Origin of the sequence: Flavobacterium sp. CYK-55 (assembly GCF_018413465.1) — a bacterium.
In the GTDB taxonomy this organism is placed as follows: Bacteria; Bacteroidota; Bacteroidia; order Flavobacteriales; family Flavobacteriaceae; genus Flavobacterium.
This window is the reverse complement of the sequence record NZ_JAHCDK010000002.1, coordinates 378,291-398,278: the sequence shown is the minus strand read 5'-3', so window position 1 is coordinate 398,278 and position 19,988 is coordinate 378,291. Positions and strand designations below refer to the sequence as shown.

Annotated in this window: 11 protein-coding genes; 6 read left to right on the top strand and 5 right to left on the bottom strand. The window is 42.6% G+C overall.

Features of this window, described 5'->3' with window-relative positions:
• Positions 1-86: 86 nt before the first annotated feature.
• Positions 87-1,436 (top strand): T9SS type A sorting domain-containing protein, encoded by a 1,350-nt coding sequence (locus KIH23_RS04365; RefSeq protein ID WP_213211442.1) that lies wholly within the window; start codon positions 87-89, stop codon positions 1,434-1,436.
• A 16-nt stretch (positions 1,437-1,452) separates the two neighbouring features.
• On the opposite strand, the gene KIH23_RS04360 is transcribed toward KIH23_RS04365, so the two are convergent.
• The 4 genes from KIH23_RS04360 to KIH23_RS04345 all read right to left on the bottom strand — a co-directional run bounded on the left by KIH23_RS04360 (position 1,453) and on the right by KIH23_RS04345 (position 6,003).
• Complete coding sequence (locus KIH23_RS04360) at positions 1,453-3,477, bottom strand: M3 family metallopeptidase (protein WP_213211441.1); 2,025 nt, start codon at positions 3,475-3,477, stop codon at positions 1,453-1,455.
• A 126-nt stretch (positions 3,478-3,603) separates the two neighbouring features.
• A complete protein-coding gene (purE, locus tag KIH23_RS04355; RefSeq protein ID WP_213211440.1) occupies positions 3,604-4,092 on the bottom strand; it encodes a 5-(carboxyamino)imidazole ribonucleotide mutase in 489 nt (162 codons plus the stop codon).
• A gap of 42 nt (positions 4,093-4,134) precedes the next feature.
• Positions 4,135-5,292, bottom strand: coding sequence for a 5-(carboxyamino)imidazole ribonucleotide synthase (locus tag KIH23_RS04350; protein WP_213211439.1), 1,158 nt, complete (start codon positions 5,290-5,292; stop codon positions 4,135-4,137).
• A gap of 87 nt (positions 5,293-5,379) precedes the next feature.
• Complete coding sequence (locus KIH23_RS04345; protein ID WP_213211438.1) at positions 5,380-6,003, bottom strand: hypothetical protein; 624 nt, start codon at positions 6,001-6,003, stop codon at positions 5,380-5,382.
• Positions 6,004-6,013: 10 nt separating this feature from the next.
• Here KIH23_RS04345 and hpt point away from each other — a divergent pair, with 10 nt between their 5' ends.
• The 5 genes from hpt to KIH23_RS04320 all read left to right on the top strand — a co-directional run bounded on the left by hpt (position 6,014) and on the right by KIH23_RS04320 (position 12,196).
• Positions 6,014-6,547 (top strand): hypoxanthine phosphoribosyltransferase, encoded by a 534-nt coding sequence (gene hpt / locus KIH23_RS04340; protein WP_213211437.1) that lies wholly within the window; start codon positions 6,014-6,016, stop codon positions 6,545-6,547.
• A gap of 65 nt (positions 6,548-6,612) precedes the next feature.
• Complete coding sequence (locus KIH23_RS04335; RefSeq protein WP_213211436.1) at positions 6,613-7,185, top strand: adenylate kinase; 573 nt, start codon at positions 6,613-6,615, stop codon at positions 7,183-7,185.
• A gap of 90 nt (positions 7,186-7,275) precedes the next feature.
• Positions 7,276-8,550, top strand: a complete 1,275-nt coding sequence (locus tag KIH23_RS04330; protein ID WP_213211435.1) for a hemolysin family protein — start codon at positions 7,276-7,278, stop codon at positions 8,548-8,550.
• Between the two features lie 157 nt (positions 8,551-8,707).
• Positions 8,708-9,709, top strand: a complete 1,002-nt coding sequence (gene obgE / locus KIH23_RS04325) for a GTPase ObgE (protein WP_213211434.1) — start codon at positions 8,708-8,710, stop codon at positions 9,707-9,709.
• 336 nt (positions 9,710-10,045) lie between these two features.
• Positions 10,046-12,196, top strand: a complete 2,151-nt coding sequence (locus tag KIH23_RS04320) for a S46 family peptidase (RefSeq protein WP_213211433.1) — start codon at positions 10,046-10,048, stop codon at positions 12,194-12,196.
• A 62-nt stretch (positions 12,197-12,258) separates the two neighbouring features.
• Here KIH23_RS04320 and KIH23_RS04315 read toward each other — a convergent pair whose 3' ends face one another.
• Positions 12,259-19,881, bottom strand: a complete 7,623-nt coding sequence (locus tag KIH23_RS04315) for a T9SS type A sorting domain-containing protein (RefSeq protein WP_213211432.1) — start codon at positions 19,879-19,881, stop codon at positions 12,259-12,261.
• Between the last annotated feature and the right edge of the window lie 107 nt (positions 19,882-19,988).

Sequence of the window (19,988 nt, the reverse complement as noted above, 5' to 3'; positions counted from 1 at the left end):
GGTTTTAATCAATTCATTTTTGATGTTAAATCTTATTCATTTAAAACTATATTTGTTTGATTCTAAACTGTATAATCCATCCAATCATGAAAAAAGCAGTCCTCATTTTTATTTTATTTCTGGCTTCAAAAGCCCAAGCCCAAGATTTTTGGACACAATATTCCACAGCACAAACCGCTCAAGGCACCGGCGTTAGAAGTATTTCAATTGTCGATGAAAATGTCACATGGCTCAATATGGAATCCGGAGCATCAACTCAAAGTTCTATCAGACGTTTTTCAAAAACCCTTGATGGCGGTTTTGTTTGGGCCTCTGCAGAAATTGATTTAGGCTCAGATGCACCCAATTTAGAAATTGCCAACATATCCGGAACTTCTGCGTCTGAAGCTTATGCGGCCGTTTTTCCTACAACATCTAATGTTTTGGGCGGTATCTGGAAAACCATCGATGGGGGTGTTCATTGGAACAGACAGAATTCAGCTGATTTCTCTGATGAATCATCCTATCCAAACTTAGTGCATTTTTGGAATCAAAATCAAGGAGTAGCCATGGGCGATCCGGCGGGTGGTTATTTTGAAATTTATACCACAACCAACGGCGGAGCGAATTGGTCACGCGTGGCTATTTCAGAAGCATTAATTCCATTAGCTACCGATGAATACGGTATACGCAATAAATACACAGTTACCGAAAACACCATTTGGATTCTGACCACTTATAACCGGCTTTTAAAATCATCTGACAGAGGCCTTACTTGGACTGCTTTGTCATCTCCAATCCCTGATTTTGGCGGTGCAATGATCAATAACGAAACTGTTGATTTTGCTTTTACAGATCAAAACAACGGAATATTGGCATCAGAATTCAATTTGTATTATACCTCTGACGGAGGCAATAGTTGGTTTGAACATGCTTGGTCTGGGGATTTTCGCGACGGCTCAATTTCTTCAATTCCCGGACTTCTCCATGCCTATATTGTGATAGGTAGTGATCATATTTTTCAAAGAGGCTCTTCTTACACAGTAGATTCAGGAATTACTTGGGAGCCTATATATGATTCAGTCCCGGTTGATGGAAACCAAATATCTATGTTTAGTCTAAGTCATGGTTTTGCAGGCGGTTATAGTGAAAGCCCTTTGGTTGGCGGAATTTTTAAATGGAATGCTACACCTTGTGGTTGCTTTGCAATTACTGATTTTACATCTAAAAATCCACTCAAAGCCTTTCCAAATCCAACTGAAAAATCTCTAACGGTTACGGGTCAAAACATACAAAAAATCCAGGTGATTGATGTGCTCGGAAAATCTGTAATAGATCATAGTTATCCTCAAATCAATCAAACAGAACTTGATATAAGTTCATTAGAAAAAGGTGTTTATTGGTTGAAAGTCTTTGAGCAAGAAAAACCAAGATCCTTAAAAGTAATCAAACTATAATTTTCAGAATTGAGCATTACAACAAACCCGCGCGTCTGAGCAAAGCTTCCGGTTTGGGTTCTTGTCCGCGAAAGCGTTTGTAGAGTTCCATCGGTAATTCGGTTCCGCCTTTTGACAAAACATTTTCTTTGAAACGCTCGGCAATTTCTTTGTTGAAAATTCCGTTTTCTTGAAAGAACTCAAAAGCATCGGCATCCAAAACTTCGGCCCATTTGTAGCTGTAATAGCCCGATGAATATCCGCCCTGAAAAATATGCGAAAACGACACGCTCAAACAATTTTCCGTCACATCCGGATACAAAGCGGTGCGCTCGGTAGCTGCCACTTCAAAAGCTTTGACGTCTTTGATTTCGGTTGCCTGCGTGTGATAGGCCATATCGAGCAAACCAAAACTCAGTTGACGCACAGTAGCCATACCTTCTAAAAAGCTCGCGCTTTCTTTGATTTTGTTCACGTATTCTTGCGGAATTACTTCGCCACTTTGGTAGTGATGCGCAAACAAAGCCAAAGCTTCGGGCTCGTAACACCAGTTTTCCATGACTTGGCTTGGGAGTTCCACAAAATCCCAATATACTGAAGTACCCGATAAACTCGGATATACTGTATTGGCGAGCATGCCGTGTAGTGCGTGACCAAATTCGTGGAATAAAGTTGTCACTTCATTAAAAGTCAACAACGATGGTTTGGATGGTGTTGGCGGGGTAAAGTTGCACACAATCGATACATGCGGACGTTCGTTGATGCCATTCTGAATAGATTGCGATTTAAACGAAGTCATCCAAGCGCCCGGGCGTTTGCCTTTGCGCGGAAAGAAATCGGCATAAAAAATAGCCACGAGTTCCTGCTCAAAATCGCGCACTTCATAGGTTTGCACTTCCGGATGGTATTTCTCAATGTTGGATACTTCGTGAAAAGTAATGCCAAAGAGTTTTTCAGCTACCGTGAACGCTCCATTTAAAACATTTTCGAGTTTAAAATACGGCTTGAGCAATTCATCGTCTAAGCTGAATAATTTTTGTTTGAGTTTTTCAGAATAATAAGCGCCATCCCATTTTTCGAGTTGTTCAATGCCATCTAATTTTTTTGCAAAAGCGCTCAGCTGTGCAAATTCGCGCTCAGAAGCCGGTTTGGCTTTTTGCAGTAACTCTTCTAAAAAGGTTTTTACGCGCTCGGGGTTTTGCGCCATACGTTCTTCAAGTACAAAATGCGCATGTGATTCGTAGCCCAACAATTGTGCGCGTTCATGACGCAGCGCTACTATTTTTTGAATGTTTTGTGTGTTGTTGTATGGGTTGTTTTGGAATGCTTTTTTGCCATAAGCCAAAGCAATTTCACGACGCAAAGCTCGGTTGTCGGCATAGGTAACCACCGGCATATAACTCGGAAAATCTAGCGTAAACAACCAACCTTCAAGGTTTTTAGATTGTGCCAGTGCAGCCGCAGCTTCTTTAGCGCCTTCGGGCAAACCTGATAATTCACCCTCGTTGGTAATGTGCAACTGATAGTCATTGGTTTCGGCCAAGACATTTTCGCCAAAGGTGAGTTTGAGTTTGGCGAGTTCGGTGTCAATTTCGCGCAAACGCTCTTTTTTATCTTCAGAGAGCAAAGCTCCGTTGCGGCTAAAACCTTTGAATTTTTTCTCGAGCAACATACTTTGTTCGGCGGTAAGATTCAGCTGATCGCGCTGCTCGTAGACCGTTTTGACGCGTTTGAACAAATCTTCGTTGAGCGCAATATCGTTGCCAAAAGCCGTGAGCAAGGGTGAAACTTCTTGCGCTATTTTTTGCATGGTTTCGTTGGTTTGGGCTGAATTTAAGTTGAAGAAAATCGATGATAACCGATCAAGCGCTTGCCCGGAGCATTCCAAAGCTTCAATGGTGTTTTCAAAAGTGGGCGCTGCGGGATTACTGATGATGGCGTCAATCTCGGCGCGGGCGGCGGCGATGTTGGCCTCAAAAGCCGGTTGATAATCTTCGAGTTTGATTTGGCTAAACGGTGCCGTATTGTGTGGTGTCGTGAAACGTTGGGTAAGTATTTGCATAATGTTATTGAGCGAAAACGTTGGCTTTAGCCCCGATGATTTGATATTAAGAGGAGGAAGCCCGGTGGGCTTCAGGTATTTTTGCTTTAGCAAAACACTTTGTAATCGAACAGCGGGAAAAAGCTTCTAATATTTATTCTTTAATTCAGACGAAGCTTTTAAAACGGCTTCTTTGAGACTTTGTTTGTAATCAATGATTTTTTGAAGCACTTCAGGGTTGGATGCGCCGATGATTTGGGCGGCCAAGATGCCTGCATTTTTGGCTCCGTTGAGCGCTACTGTGGCCACAGGCACACCGCCTGGCATTTGCAGAATCGACAAAACCGAATCCCAGCCGTCTATAGAATTGCTTGATTTAACCGGAACGCCAATCACCGGAAGCGGACTCATTGAGGCCACCATACCGGGTAAATGTGCCGCTCCGCCTGCGCCGGCAATGATGACGTTGATGCCGTTTTTGTGTGCGCTGGTGCTAAATTCGACGAGTTTTTCGGGGGTTCGGTGGGCCGATACAATATCAACTTGCGTGGCAATGCCCAATTGGTGTAAAACATCTATGGCTTCTTGCATGACGGGAAGGTCGCTTTGGCTTCCCATGATGATGGCTACTTTCATCGGTTGGATTTTTTTGACGTTGTAAATGTAGACAATCGGCGGTTATTTTTTACTGATCACGCGGATGGTTTTTTTAACTTCTTCGGCGGTTTTGCGCGCTTGGTTCATACTAGGATGCACAATGGTTACATGGCCCATTTTTCTGAAAGGGCGTGTTTGTTTTTTGCCGTAGATGTGCGGTGTGACTCCGTCTAGCGTCATGATTTTTTCGATATTTTCATACACAACTTCGCCCGAATAACCTTCGGCGCCGACCAAATTGACCATCACGCCGGCTACTTTGCTCTGGGTGTTTCCGAGCGGTAAGCCCAGTATGGCGCGCAGATGGTTTTCAAATTGCGATGTGTAACTGGCTTCAATACTGTAATGGCCTGAATTGTGCGGACGTGGCGCTACTTCATTGACATAAATGGCGCCGTCTGCCGTTAAAAACATTTCAACCGCCAAAAGGCCTACGTGCGCGAAAGCAGTGGAGACTTGCAGCGCAATTTGGGTAGCTTTTTGTGCGATATCCTCCGGAATTCTCGCCGGACAAATCACGTATTCTACTTGATTGGCTTCAGGGTGAAATTCCATTTCAACCACCGGATAGGTTTTGACTTCGCCTGATGCTGAGCGCGCCACAATGACGGCCAATTCATGCGTGAAGGGAACGAGTTGTTCGGCAATACATTCTGTATCGGGCAACGCGTTTAAGTTTTCTGAGTTGCGCACAATTTTAACTCCGTTGCCGTCATAGCCAAATCGAGCGGCTTTCCAGACAAACGGCATCTTGACTGCGCTTGATGTTACAGCAGCTTGTAATGCATTTAAATCAGAAAATCTCTGATGTGCCGAAGTGGGAATTTGATGCTTTTGGTAAAAATCTTTTTGGGTGCCTTTGTTCTGTATCAGCTTTAAAGTCTGGACAGATGGATAAACTTTTAAACCTTCGTTTTCGAGTTGTTCGAGCGCCTCAAGATTGACGTTTTCAATTTCTAGGGTGAGCAAATCAACTTGTTTTCCGAAGTGGTAAACGGTGTCAAAATCCATCAAATCGCCTTGAAAAAAACGGTTGCAGCCAAATTGTCCGGGCGCTTCAGCAGAGGGGTCGAGCACAAAAGTTTTGAGGTCAAATTTGCGCGTTTCGGTCAAGAGCATTTTGCCGAGTTGACCGCCGCCCAAGATTCCGAGGGTAAAATCGGAAGAGAAATAATTCATGGGTTGTAGTTATTTTGGTTTTGTACTTAATCAGTACGTGTTGTGTTGTTGTGTGCGCAAAGATAATTTTTATCCCGGAACAATGCATCAAGCTTTGAGCTTTTTGAGCACGACTTTCGCCGCCGCTTTGTAGGCTACCGATTGCTGGGCGAAATCTTTGCCGATGATTTCTCTGAGCTCATCTTTGAGCCAGGTTTGCTTTTTCATATAATGCGCCAAAGTATACAAGGCATTGGCTTTGGGTGCAACTTTAATTTGGTCGTTGATGAGCCAATCTAACGCGATTTCAATGCAAGTTTGCTGTTGGGCTTCGGTCAAGAATATGGGCTCAAACTTGCTCATAAACAATACAATCCTTGACGAGCCACGAATGGCCGATTCATGCTTAAATTGCGGAATCGTATCTAATAATTTTTGCGCGTAAGGTTGGAGTATAGCCGCGTTTTGTTCGGCGAGCATTTCAACAATCCAGATGGCTTTGTGCTGATTTTTGTCTGAAAGATTGGTGGCTATCTGCACCAAATCATGCAGCAATTCGGGCGCATCGAGTACGCGTTTGATGTTCGCGTTTCGGCATTTAAGTCCGGCGTTACCGGTGGTGATTTGTTTGTAGAAGTTCATATTCATTGCATAAATATACCATTTTTGCAAAAAAGTCCACAACCAATTGAGGTGGTAGTCAATACTTGTGTAAATTTGCAGCTTATTCAAACAGCACAACATGATACGTTTACACGACAAAACTTTTGAACCTTTCATCTCGTCCGATGAAATTCAGTTCGCCATTCAAAATATGGCCAAACAAATGGACGACGATTTTTTTGAAGAAGTTCCGGTTTTTATAGGCGTACTCAACGGTGCTTTTATGGTGGTGGCCGATTTAATGAAACACTACCGCGGTATGTGCGAGGTGAGTTTTGTAAAAATGGCTTCGTATGAAGGCACACAAACTACCCATGAAGTCAAACAACTCATCGGCGTTAACCAAAACCTTGAAGGGCGCACCGTAGTGGTGATTGAAGATATTGTTGATACCGGAAACACCATCGAAGAACTCAAAGCCCTGCTCAAAGCACAAAACGTCAAACACCTCAAGTTTGCCACTTTGTTTTTCAAACCCGATGCGTATAAAAAAGACATCAAAATTGACTATGTTGGCATTCGTATCCCGAATAAATTTATCGTGGGTTACGGACTCGACTATGACGGACTCGGCCGCAATTTGCCCGACGTTTATCAACTCGCCGCCAACTAAACTATATAAACCTTTTAAACTTCCTAAACTTTTCTAAACTTTATAAACTCTTATAAACTTTCACAATGATCAACATCGTTCTCTTCGGAAAACCAGGCGCAGGCAAAGGAACCCAAGCCGAATTTTTAAAAGAAAAATACAACCTCACGCATTTGTCCACCGGTGATATTTTTAGATACAACATCAAAAACAACACTGAGCTCGGTCAATTGGCCAAAAGCTATATGGATCAAGGCGATTTGGTGCCCGATGCAGTCACCATTCAGATGTTGCAAAGCGAGGTCGATCAAAACCCTGATTCAGCCGGATTTTTGTTTGACGGTTTTCCGAGAACCATTGCTCAGGCCGAGGCGCTCGATGCTTTTTTAACCACCAAAGGGCAAAGCATTACGGCCACCGTGGCGCTTGAGGCCAACGATGAAATCTTGGTGCAACGCCTTTTAGAACGCGGAAAAACCTCAGGCCGTCCGGATGATCAAGACGAAGAAAAAATCAGAAATCGCTATCAAGAATACAACGAAAAAACGGCTCCGCTTATGGATTTTTACAAAGCCCAAGGCAAATTTCACGCGGTAGATGGCATTGGCGCTATTGCCGAAATCACCGAGCGTTTGAGTGCTGTGATTGATTCTTTGTAGCTTTTTCCCGCTTTTCGCGCTACGCGGTAGCTTGCTTCAATCGGGGCTAGGGCAGCCGTGTTACTTCATGTTTCACTAAAACAACCATCTTTGGAAATACTGATTATTCTTTTTTTGATTTTGCTCAACGGCGTGTTTTCAATGTCTGAAATCGCACTGATTTCGGCACGCAAAAACCGTCTTGAAACCGCTGCCAAAAAAGGAAGCGATGGCGCCAAAACCGCGCTTGATTTGGTCAACGCGCCCAACAAATTGCTCTCGACGGTGCAAATCGGCATCACGCTCATCAGTATTTTAACCGGTATTTATTCGGGTGATAAAATCACTACAGATGTACAACTGTTCATCGAAGGATTCCCGATGTTGCAACCGTATGCACATTCATTGGCGGTCGGAATTGTCGTGGTGGTTTTGACTTATTTTTCACTCGTTTTGGGCGAATTGTTGCCCAAACGCATCGGACTCAATTACCCTGAAAGCATCGCCAAATCGGTGGCCGTTCCGATGAAGGTGATCTCACAAGTAACTGCTCCGTTTATTTGGTTACTCACGCAATCAACCGACGGTTTACTCAATCTATTCAATATCAAACCTACCGCCGACGGCAAAGTCACCGAAGACGAAATCAAAGCCATCATCAAAGAAGGTACTGAAGTGGGCGAGGTGCAAGAAATCGAGCAAGATATTGTTGAACGCGTGTTTCACATTGGCGATCGCAAAGTCAATTCACTCATGACGCACCGCAGTTCAATAGTCTATCTTTCGGTTGAGGATACTGTTGAAGAACTCAAAGCCAAAGTGCTTGAAGAATTGCATTCGGTATATCCGGTGTGTGGCGAAAACCTCGACGAAGTTCTGGGTGTTGTTTTGCTCAAAGATTTATTTGTAGCCATTGAAACCGGAAAGTTTGATTTGAAAAAAATCACCAAAGAACCCGTGTATCTCATTGAGCAAACCTCTGCCTATAAAGCACTCGAAAATTTTAAACGCTCTAAAGTTCATTATGCTTTTGTCATGGACGAGTTTGGTGTTTTTCAAGGCATTATTACTTTGAATGACATTTTAGAGGCGCTCGTGGGCGACGCCGCTGATTTTGACGATGACGAATATCAACTCATAGCGAATCCTGACAATACCTGGACCATTGACGGGCAATATTCGCTGCACGATTTCTTGACGTATTTTGATTTGGATGAACTCACCAGCGATTATGAAGTAACCACCGTGAGCGGATTTGTAATCACTGAGCTCGGAAACATTCCAAAAAAAGGAGAGAAACTCATCTGGCAAAGATTTGAACTGGAAGTGCTTGAAATGGACGGCGTGAAAATAAGTAAAGTAGGCATGCGTGCCTTAAAAGAATAATTAATTTTTGTTACTGACTGTTGTTTATTCATTAACAACAACTGACAATCGACAACTAAAAATATGACCGAGGATTTGAAATTAAAAGGAGGACAGCCGGTGGCTGTAAGGTATTTTAATCATCTAATGGGTCGTATCATAATAACAAACTAAAAATATGACCGAAGGCAATTTTGTTGACTACGTAAAAATATATGTCGCATCAGGCAAAGGTGGCCGAGGCTCAAGCCATTTGCACCGCGAAAAATTTATTGAAAAAGGCGGCCCTGACGGCGGTGATGGTGGTCGTGGCGGTCATGTGTATTTGGTGGGCAACAGCGGCTTGTGGACTTTGTTTCACTTGAAGTTTGCGCGCCACGTGAAAGCCGGACACGGCGGTGATGGCGGAAGTTCGCGCAGTACCGGGCACGATGGTGAAGACAAAATTATTGAAGTGCCACTCGGAACCGTGGTACGCGATTTTGAAACCAACGAAATCTTGTTTGAAATTACCCAAGACGGCGAAAAAAGAATCCTCGCTCCTGGCGGAAAAGGCGGATTGGGCAACTGGCATTTTAGAAGCTCGACCAACCAAACGCCGCGTTATGCACAACCCGGAATGCCCGGTGCTGAAATGGACATCATTTTGGAGCTCAAAGTATTGGCTGATGTGGGCTTGGTAGGTTTTCCGAATGCCGGAAAATCAACGTTGCTTTCGGTTTTGACTTCGGCCAAACCCAAAATTGCCGATTATCCGTTTACGACTTTGAAACCCAATTTGGGCATTGTGGCCTACCGCGATTTTCAGTCGTTTGTGATGGCTGATATTCCTGGAATTATTGAAGGCGCTGCCGAAGGAAAAGGCCTCGGGCATTATTTCTTACGCCATATTGAACGCAACTCAACACTGTTGTTTTTGGTTCCGGCCGATGCGCCAGATATCAAAGCTGAATATGATATTCTGGTTAAAGAGCTTTCAGAATACAACCCGGAATTGCTCGATAAAGAACGTTTGCTCGTGATTTCAAAATGTGATATGCTCGACGACGAACTCAAAGCTGAGATGAAAAAGCAACTCGACAAAGAGTTTAAAAAAGTTCCGTATTTGTTTATTTCGTCGGTGGCACAACAAGGTTTGACCGAGCTCAAAGACAAATTGTGGGCGATGCTCAATAATTAATCAGATGCAACCCAATAAACCAAAGCGCTTTAGAGATGAGGCGCTTTTTTTGTGTGCTGATGTTTTTGTTGGCTCAAATGCGCGACAGGGATGGAAGCGGTAGCCCACAGCCGCGGAGCGCAGCGCAGCGGCGAGGACTATAAGCGGACAGCCCGGCCGTTCGCCCCAAAAATCATCATAATCCATAACGACATCGTTGTAGTTTTTGAGAAAGTTTTTGGCCAAAATGCGTTATCTTCGCACGCACGAGTTGGAACTCATGAGGTTGATATTGTAACAAACCGTCTCATGCGCCGACTATAAGCTCGATTATTAACTAATTCAATTTAATTACCGATGAAAAAAATGATTCTTTCCGTAATTGCTGCTGTGATGCTTGTGCCCATGAGCGTGAAGGCCGATGAAGGAATGTGGTTTTTGATGTTTATTGAACGACTCAATCACCGCGACATGCAAAAAATGGGTCTGCAATTGACCGCTGAAGAAATTTACAGCATCAATCACCACAGTTTGAAAGATGCGATTGTACAGTTTAACGGAGGTTGTACGGCTGAGGTTATCTCAAAAGACGGGTTGGTGCTCACCAATCACCACTGCGGATATGACGCCATTGCTGAGCTTTCAACCGCTGACAAAAACTATCTGAAAAACGGTTATTGGGCCGACAGCAAAAAAGGCGAGCTCAAACCATCGAGTTTATTTGTGCGCTTTTTTGTGCGTATGGATGATTGTTCAAAACGCATCTTGGCGCAAGTAAACGACAAAATGACTGAAGCTGAACGCGAAAAAGCCATCAATGCTGAGATTGCTAAAATTGAAAAAGAAAACAATGAAGGCGGAAAATATGTGGTTTCGGTTCGTTCGTTTTTTCAAGGAAATGAGTTTTATTACTTTGTTTACCAAGATTATAAAGATGTTCGTTTGGTAGGAACTCCACCTGAAAGCTTAGGTAAATTTGGTGGTGACACTGATAACTGGGAATGGCCACGTCAAACAGCAGATTTTTCTATGTTTAGAATTTATGCGGATAAAAACGGAAATCCTGCTGATTTTTCTGCTGATAACGTGCCTTTGCAACCAAAACACTATTTACCTGTGAATTTGGGTGGTGTAAAAGAAGGTGACTTTGCGATGATTTTGGGTTATCCGGGCAGAACCAACCGTTGGATGCCGGCGGGTGGAATTGAGCAAAACGTAAAATTCGGTTATCCGGCTTGGGTGGAAGGTGCCAAAACCGGTATGGACAACATGAAAAAGTATATGGATCAGAGCGCTGCTTTGAACTTGGTGTATGCTTCAAAATATGCTTCAACGGCTAATTACTGGAAAAACCGTCAAGGAATGATTGATGCGCTCACTAAATTCCAAACTTCAAAAGCAAAAGCGGCTCAAGAAGCAAAATTCAATAGTTGGGCCAATAAAGCGGCTAACAAAGCCAAATACGGAACTGTGGTAGAAACCATCAACAAGTATTACGCTATGACCAACGAAAAGTCTCGTCATGACAACTATTTACAACAATTGTTCAGAACCACTGCGTTTGGAACGATTGGTCGTAGCTTAGGGAAACAACTGGACAATTATGTAAAAGCTGATGCAGCTAAACGCAAAGAAATGGCTCCGGCGATTACTGAAATGGCTGATGAGATGTTCAAAGAATTGTATATTCCGGCGGAGAAAGATTTATTGGCCGCTCAATTAAAATTATACGCGACTAAATCTGCGGGTTATCCGATTGCGCCAATGGTGGAGAAAGTGGGTAAAGAAACCAACAATGACTTTTCTCAATACGCAGCATCGATTATTGATTTGAGTATTTTAACTTCAAAAGAACGCATTGCTGCTTTCTTGAATTGGCCAAGTCAAGCGGTTTTAGACAATGATCCATTGTATGCTTTATCTAATGATATGGTAGCGCATTTTAGTTCAAAATCAGATGCAATTGCCAAAGCGCAAAATGATTATGGCGCTGCATTCCGCAAATTGGTGGAAGGTTTGAGAGAATCAAAAATCGGAACTATTAAATATCCGGATGCCAACTCTACTTTGCGTTTGACCTACGGAAAAGTACGCGCATTGCCTGCTGATAAACGCAATCCGGTATCAATTAACAACTACACAACTTTAGACAGTCAAGTAAAAAAATACAAAAAAGGCGACCAAGAGTTTGATTTGCCAACACGTGTTTTAGACATGAACAAAGCTAAAGATTACGGTAGATATGCTGATAAAGACGGAAGCTTACACGTGAATTTCTTGACTGATAACGATATTACCGGCGGTAATTCAGGTTCTCCGGTTTTGAACGGTAAAGGTGAATTGATTGGACTTGCTTTTGACGGAAACATTGAGGCTATGGCAGGTGATGTTATTTTTGACAACAAATTGCAAAGAACCATTAACGTTGATATTCGTTATGTGTTGTGGGTTATTGAGAATTTCTCAGGCGCAAAACACATTGTGGATGAAATGACTATTGTAAAATAATGTAATAGCTCAATAAAAAAAGCCGCTCAATTCGAGCGGCTTTTTTGTTTTTGTAATATTTTTTAGTTCATGATTTTCTTTGAACTTACTTTACCGTTATCAAGTGTTATTCTAGCAAGGTAAACGCCTTGTGCAAAATTGAACAAGGTTTTGAATTGATTGCTTTGCGGCTCATAGCGGGCAATTAGTTTTCCGGTGATGTCAAATACCTCGATTGTTTTGATTTGAGCATTACTTTGAGCCATCAATTCGTGTTGCATGATGCCAACACTTACATTTTGCTCATCAAAATTGGCATTAGTCAGAGCTGTATTGTTGTATCTAAGCACAAAGCGCTCGTTGAATGTTCCAGCTTCAGATGTAAATACATAGGGGTTTTGTTTCAGGTCATGGATGATGTTGAGTTGAGTGTCTTCAATAAAAATATCTTGATTGTCAAACATGCCGTCAACGCTGTCTAATCCGAATGAATAAGTGTCGGGGTGCGTTGCTTTATAACCTAAAATTACTTGGTCTTGTTGGTCAAACGGCAACGGACGTGCTTGTATACTCAGATGTCTGTCCGGAATAATTGAATATAAGGTTAGACCACTTCCTTCATCCATTGGCGAACCGTCATACATTCTGTCCCAACCCAAAGTAGCATCGTCTTTGTAGCCGATAAGAATTTGGCTAAAGCTTCCGCTGTTGTCAATCAAGTCAACCCAGAAACGGTGGTTGGCAACCGTTGCATTTCTGAAAAATTGACTGTTATTTCCGGCAACACGCATTGCGTTTTTAAAAGTAACCGGCGAAGGTGAAGGAGCCGTTCCGGAGCTTTTGGTAAAGAATCCTTGACCTACACTGATGTATCCGTTGGGCACAGCACCACCTGATATTGCTTGTATACCTCTAAAGCCCACAGCTCCTAGGCTATTCCAAGCTGCATAATCATTACTGCTGTAGTTCAAAGCAAAAGTTCCGTAAAACGGGTTTGGATTTGAAGCGCTAATAGGTGAGTTGTGCGTCCAGAAATATATGGTTCCGTCAATAATTGGTGTATTGGCAGGATCAGTCAAGAAAGCTTGCGCATCAAGAGCCGAAGGGTATGGATTGCCTAATAAATTGTATTTGTCGTCATTCACTCCGAGTGCTAATGTTCCGTGTAAAATAGGACTTGATATTACACCATTGTTCGGAATTCCAACAAAGTTGGCGGTATAGGTTGTTTTTACCAGTGGGTTAGGCGAAAACGATTGTGGCGCACGAACAATATATCCTTTTCTAGGGTCCATTACGGTTGCTTGCGTTTCAAACGCCCAATTTCCACCCGCATTAGCAATGGTAGGTGTCCAACTAAAATATTTATCAATCAGAGTGTTGGGCGATAGCATACCCAAGGTATAGCCCGAGCCTTGTGTGAGTGGACTACCCCAATAGGTGTAGTCAAATTTATACATAGGTTGAGTGATGCGCTCAATGGTTACAGTTCCTGAGTTGGAAGAGCTGTCATTGGTTTGCAAAAGACTAGCGTTGTTCATAAAAGTAAGCGAGCCTCCCGATACGTTTAATCCTCCTGATAAAGTAAGGGTTGCCGGATCATTAAACACAATAGTTCCGCTAGTTACTGAACAATTACATCCTGATAAATTAGCTGAAGATGTAAAGTTACCGTTAAACTCCAAATTGGTGGTTCCTGATGGTGCTCCCAAACTCCAAGTTGTTCCGTTCCAAATATTCGGGTTCATGGTGATTGCCCCGGTACTGGTACTCGCGCAACCGGTTACGGTATTGGTAACCGATGCGGTATAAGTAGTTGCTACTGTAGGCTTGGCATAAATAGTAGGCATGTTGGTATGAACTGTCGGATTGTAAGCTGTAGTAGCTAATGCATCAGCATACAAATTAGTTGTTGGTGACCAGGTAATCGGAGCATCAACTTCAAAATAAATAACAGGTTTATCAGCATTGGTGGTTCCTGAAGCTGCGGTACAAGACCCGCCTCCGGTTCTTGAAGTGGTGCTTGTAGTTGCCGGTGTACACAATGTAACTAAGCTAAACGGGTTGAGTCCGGTTCCGGTTGCCGTATGGCATATATTGATAACAATATTAGATGTTCCGTCCCAAGCAAACGGTGTTGCAAATGTATGGGTGTTGATTCCGTTGACCGGAAGTATGTTTACTCCGTTATAAACCGTTGTAAAACCTGTAGCTATATAGGTTGCAGTTAAGGCAGCGGCGGCAGTATGTGCCATACTAATATCATAAGTAGGCATGGTTCCGGTTCCGGCCGAAGTCACATTGAATGAAATTGATTTTAAATTGGTAGCATTGTTAATTCCGGCAGCATTAAGCTCGGCTTTGGTTACTAAATACTGTATTCTGAGCTGAGTGCTTGACGCTTGACGATAAGGTGTGTTTCCAACCACAGCAGTGTTAGAGTTTGGTGTTCCAATCGGAATCATCGTGCTCGGATTAGGCGTAACCGTCAAAGTCTGAATAATATTCGGGCAAGAATTCACCGAACTCGGACTCACAGTGATTGCGGTTGGCAACGGGTTAACTGTAACCACAAATGATTTTGACTTGGTACAACCTGACGGCGAAGTTCCTGTAACAATATAAGTAGTAGTGGCCGCTGGAGTAGCAGTTACCGTTGCGCCCGTTGTAGCGCTCAAACCAGTGGCTGGGCTCCAGGTATAAGCGTATGTTGCATCAGTACTCGATGCTGTAATGGCAATGCCGCTTCCGGCACAAACTGTTAAAGTGGCTGGCGAAAGTGTAATGGCTGCAGGTGCTGATCCGGCGAATTCATCAGCTCCAATATCAGGTGTGGTCGCATTACGGGTTACACCATCATAATCGGTAGTAACAGTTACGGGTGTTCCGGTTGATTCTAAATCATTACACGTTGTGGTAATATGTAAATCAGCGGTGGCGGTGTTGGCAAATGGAACTACGATGCCAGATAAACTATTGGCATCCAATCCTGAGGCAGATTTCCATCCGGCAAAATTTTGATCCGTGGTATTGTTGATGGCAACCATATTGATGTTACTCGCGTTGAGTACATTGTAATTCATGGTCATGCCTGTGAAGTTCGCAGCGGTATTGGCAATGGCGTAGTTTTTACCAGAATTGTTTTGCTCATTGACCAAAATGTTGTTTTTGATGTCGACCGTTCCGGCTCCGGCATTGTATTGCATCGCAGCTGAAGGGTTAGAACCTGCATTGGTACCACCAATGTATATACTGTTGTAAAAGTACTTTCTGGCCCCAGTAGCTCCTGAGTCATAAACACCATAAGCAGAAACGGTTTGGTTGTTGATGAGTGAAATCATGTTGTTATGAACTGTCCAACTGCCTCCGTTGGGTTTAAAACCAACAATCATACTCGTAGTAGAAGTAGTGCCGTTACTAAGGCTGTAAATTCTGTTGCCTGAAATGTTACCTCCAGCGGTTGTAGAGGAACTAATGATAGCGCACACATTGGTTGTTCCTGCAGAAGTTAAAGAACCATTGAGTCCATAAATGGTATTTCCGCTAACCGTGTTTCCGGCTACAGTCATACCTAAATTAATTCCTATGGTTGGATTTGCATTAGTTGATGCTGATTCAAGATTGCTGATCGTGTTGTTTGAAATTGTAGCGGCTACTGCTCCAGTATAATTAATTCCGTATATCAATGAAAAAACACCTGAACCAGTATTTACTATGTTGTTGATTTGATTTCCGGTTATAGTATTCGTGGTGCTGGCGGCAGAAGAATTAATTCCGTATATTGTATTTGGATTGTTTTGTGAAAAGTTACTGATGGTATTGTTGGTAATGGCTACTGTGGATCCGCCGGAATGGTTAATTCCATAAGTAAAATTTCCGTTAGAATTAAATGTAGTTAGGTTGTTATTATTAATTATTTTGTTAGAAACTACTCCTGTAGAATATATACCATATACAATAGAAGCGCCACTAGTAATTAATGAGCCAATCGTATTATTAGATATATTTTCAGTTGCGGTTGCTACAGTTGCTGAACTACTCGAAACTCCGTATATGGCAGTTGTGGTATTAAAATTATTCAATGTATTCGAAGTACAATTGAGTGTCGCTCCTGTGTTATAGGCCCCAATAATAATCCCAGAGATGGTTGAATTGTTTGATAATCCGGTAATAGTATTGTTGCTGATGGTTGAGGTTCCGCCAATGTTTCCAGCATTGATTGCAGTAATCCCTACTACCCCTAATGTGAAATTACTCAACGTATTGTTTGAAATCGTTTTGGTCTGAAAGTTACTTACGGTGCCTAAATTAATAACTGATAAAATAGCAACTGAACTACCTGTAATATTCGAAAAATTATTGTTACTACAACTAATAGCAGCCCCCGTAAATGATGCTCCAGTACAACTCACTAAAGTTAAATTGGTGGTTGTGGTTGTAAAACCGGTAACAATACTATTTGAGTCGATGTTTATTGTTCCTGTTGCTGAGAGAATTACATTGTCAACAATCATAGCAACCGCTCCTGTAGTAGCTGCATTTAAATTGGTAAATGTATTACCACTAATGTTTTGCGATAAAGTTGCTGCTGTGTTGGTGATGTACGTATGTGCACAAGTTGTAGCTCCCGCATGTGTGATTCCTTGAATGTCATTGTTTTGAACCGATAGAGCGGCAGTTGCACCTCCGGCAGTATTATTGAAAACAATCAATGTTCCGGTGTTGGCTGCAGAGTAGCTAACCATTCCGGTTCCTGAAACGCCAAAACTGTTGTTGTTGAGATCAATAGTTCCAGTAACGGCTCCTGTATTGTTGATGCCTCTAAAAGTTGAGCCGGTTGATGAACCAGCGGCAAATGAAACACCTTTCACCACATTGTAGCTAATAGAAGTAGCAGTGTTTGCTCCAGAGTTACTAAAACCAATAAAGGCGTTGTTTGCAGCAGGGTTGATGGTTATGTTCTGAATAGTGTTTGAATTTCCAGAAGAACCAACGGTCAAGTTACCGGTAGCAGACGAAGTAATTCCCGTAAAAGTTGCCGCGGTGGTAGAAGTGCCCAGAGTACCCATAGTAATACTATTGGCGGGCGTAGTGTGGCCTATCGTATTATTGCTAATGTTATAAGCAGCAGTTCCGGCTACAGAAATTCCGGTAATGTTGAAAGCTGCGGATCCTAAGCTATTACCGGTAGTTACTGATTGAACAATATTGTTTTGAATGTTCATCGTGCCGGTTCCCGAAAGGTTGATGAAAAATATATTTCCACCTGCGGTTGAAGTTGAGAAAAATCCAAGAGTTCCTGTTGTTAACCCGAAGGTATTTCCGATTACGTTAACAGTGCCACTTCCTGTGGATGAAATTCCCTGAAAAATAGTGCCGGCAGCAGCTGTATTTATATTATACATGATTCCGGCAATGGTGTTGTTTTGGACTGTGGTTGCGGTAGTTCCGACCGAGAGCGAAATAGGAGTGAAACTTGTACCCGCAATTCCGTTAAACGGATAAGTTAACGTTCCTGAAGATGAACGGTATCCGATGATGTTGCCAGAAATTAAAAAACCATTTCCGGTGGCTCCAGTTGCAATCTTAATAGCTGAGTGTTGTGAAGCTGTTGTTTGTGCTCTATTGGCGGTTTGATAAAACCGGTTGTTGCTAAAAGTACATGTACTTGTTCCTACACCTACATAAACTCCTGCTGATTCTACCGTCGCATTGAAATAGTCGTAAATATTGTTGTTGGTAATGATAATGCCGCTGTTTTCTCTACCTGAAGTACCTGTAAAATGAATTCCTTTGGTCGGTAAATTCCCCCCGGCCGGGCCAATATTACAGTATGAAACGGTATTGTTGTCATTTCCGGTAGTAACGGCAGCGGCACCAAAAAAGATGTTTCCGGTAGCCGTTGCGCCCGGACCGGTAGCCGAACCTAAAATAGAACAATTAGTAATAACATTGTTGGTTGCATCGGTCAGAAAACGAATGGTACTAGTGCCACCCGCTGCTGAAGTACTGGTGTTGCTGATGGTTAAGCTGTTTCCGTTGGTGTTCAAGCCATCTATAGTGACGTTGTCAGCTCCGTTTAAGTCAATCAAAGGATTACTGCCGCCAGTATTACCTGTTCCGGTAATGGTTCTGGGGCCACAACCTCCCGGTTGAATCAATACTGATGTAATTCCGGCTACTTGATTTAGTGCGGCGGTGTTGGCTCCTTCGTTGATATCATTCAATACCGAAATATTAATCACACCTAAATGTGTACTCAAATTCATTGCGTCAAAAGCAGCTTTTAATGTGCTGTATTTGGCCAATAAAGTTCCGCCTGTGGCAGTCAATACAATATTCCCCGGAATCAGTTCACCTACAGGACTAATGCTGGCTCCGGCGGCATAACCTTGAAAAGTAATTTGCGCCAATTGTGTTGTGGTTAATCCGGTATTATCAGTTCCGACAAATATTTTAGCCCCTGAACAGCTATTGGTCCATCCGGTGATGGTCAGTGTTCGTCCGGCTGTCCAAGCCACAGCATTACTGTTGGCAAAGTTTAAGGTGTGGGTTCCGGTTCCGAGTTCAATAGTAGAATTATCGGTAAGGGTTAATGTACCAACGGTATCACTATAACCTGTAGTAGCTCCGGTACTGAATTTTCCTCCGTTGAGGATAACATTGCTTGAATTTGAAATCGCGTTGGCAACACCATATTGAAGCGTTCCCGCGTTGATGGTTGTGGTTCCGGTGTAAGTACAGCTGTTAGATAATCGAACCAATCCGGCGCCAATTTTGAGCATTCCTCCAGTGCCGGAAATTCCACCGGTAAAATTAACAGTTCCTCCTGCACTTACTTCATCAAAGTTAACGGTGTTGTTGTTTAAATTGATGTTGCCTGAATAAGTATGTGTGTTAGAGGTGTTTAAGGCGCCAATGGTTGCGTTGGCTGAGCTTGTTGGAACTGAAATATTGTTGGCTACCGTAGTAGCAGTTGAAGCATGACTGATGTATAATTTATTGACGGCTGTTGTTCCGTTTCCAACCTGAATCGGGCCTTGAATCACTCCTGCTGAATTGACCCATAATTCACCCTCTTCAACAAAATAACCGCCTGATAGCGAGGCCGGGTCATTATAATTGACTTCAACAATTGAGTATTGTTTGATGTATAAACCCACGCTGCCATTACCGGCAGGATAACTATTGAGGGTTAGTTTTCTTGAATTTGGCCCCCAAATATTAAAATTTCGGTTGCCGCTATTTAGGATGGGACGATTAAAAGTTAAGCCTCCGTTAATCGGGTTGATTTCGATTACAGTTGCATTTCTGCCGTGAAAAGGCAAGTTGAAAACTTGTGTGTGGTTAGGAGAGTAGTTTTCGATTTTTCCGTAGAAATTGATTCCGTTTTCATTGCCCACCGGGCCATCGGCATCAAACTGATTTACCGAAGGAGTATATGAAGCAAAATAGGTTAGATTATTCAAATCAATCCATGAACCATAGTTCAAATACATGGTGGTTTGAAAACCACTGTTTTTTAATTGAATATTCAAATCAGTGGTTGCATTCCAAACTGCCGGACAAGAATTGCCAAACCAGTTGTCGCAAAGAGTAAACTCACCGATGGCATTATCGCCGTCCCAATTGTTTTGAGCATTGAGCATTTGACATAAAAAAATCAAAGGCAAGAGTCTTAAATAACAGCCGTAAGTATGTTTCATATTCTATGTTTTCTTTTGACACAAAATCCGACTTTTAATCAATTGATTGTCAAGTCGGACGAACTATCAAAATTAGAAATAAAAATCATAACAGACTAGTGTTTTTA

What these genes read in the sequence shown, in the direction of transcription:
- KIH23_RS04320 (WP_213211433.1), top strand. Translation starts at nt 10,046, where the DNA reads ATGAAAAAAATGATTCTTTCCGTAATTGCTGCTGTGATGCTTGTGCCC.
- KIH23_RS04315 (WP_213211432.1), bottom strand. Translation starts at nt 19,881, where the DNA reads ATGAAACATACTTACGGCTGTTATTTAAGACTCTTGCCTTTGATTTTT.
- obgE (WP_213211434.1), top strand. Translation starts at nt 8,708, where the DNA reads ATGACCGAAGGCAATTTTGTTGACTACGTAAAAATATATGTCGCATCA.
- KIH23_RS04350 (WP_213211439.1), bottom strand. Translation starts at nt 5,292, where the DNA reads ATGAATTATTTCTCTTCCGATTTTACCCTCGGAATCTTGGGCGGCGGT.
- KIH23_RS04360 (WP_213211441.1), bottom strand. Translation starts at nt 3,477, where the DNA reads ATGCAAATACTTACCCAACGTTTCACGACACCACACAATACGGCACCG.
- KIH23_RS04365 (WP_213211442.1), top strand. Translation starts at nt 87, where the DNA reads ATGAAAAAAGCAGTCCTCATTTTTATTTTATTTCTGGCTTCAAAAGCC.
- KIH23_RS04335 (WP_213211436.1), top strand. Translation starts at nt 6,613, where the DNA reads ATGATCAACATCGTTCTCTTCGGAAAACCAGGCGCAGGCAAAGGAACC.
- purE (WP_213211440.1), bottom strand. Translation starts at nt 4,092, where the DNA reads ATGAAAGTAGCCATCATCATGGGAAGCCAAAGCGACCTTCCCGTCATG.
- hpt (WP_213211437.1), top strand. Translation starts at nt 6,014, where the DNA reads ATGATACGTTTACACGACAAAACTTTTGAACCTTTCATCTCGTCCGAT.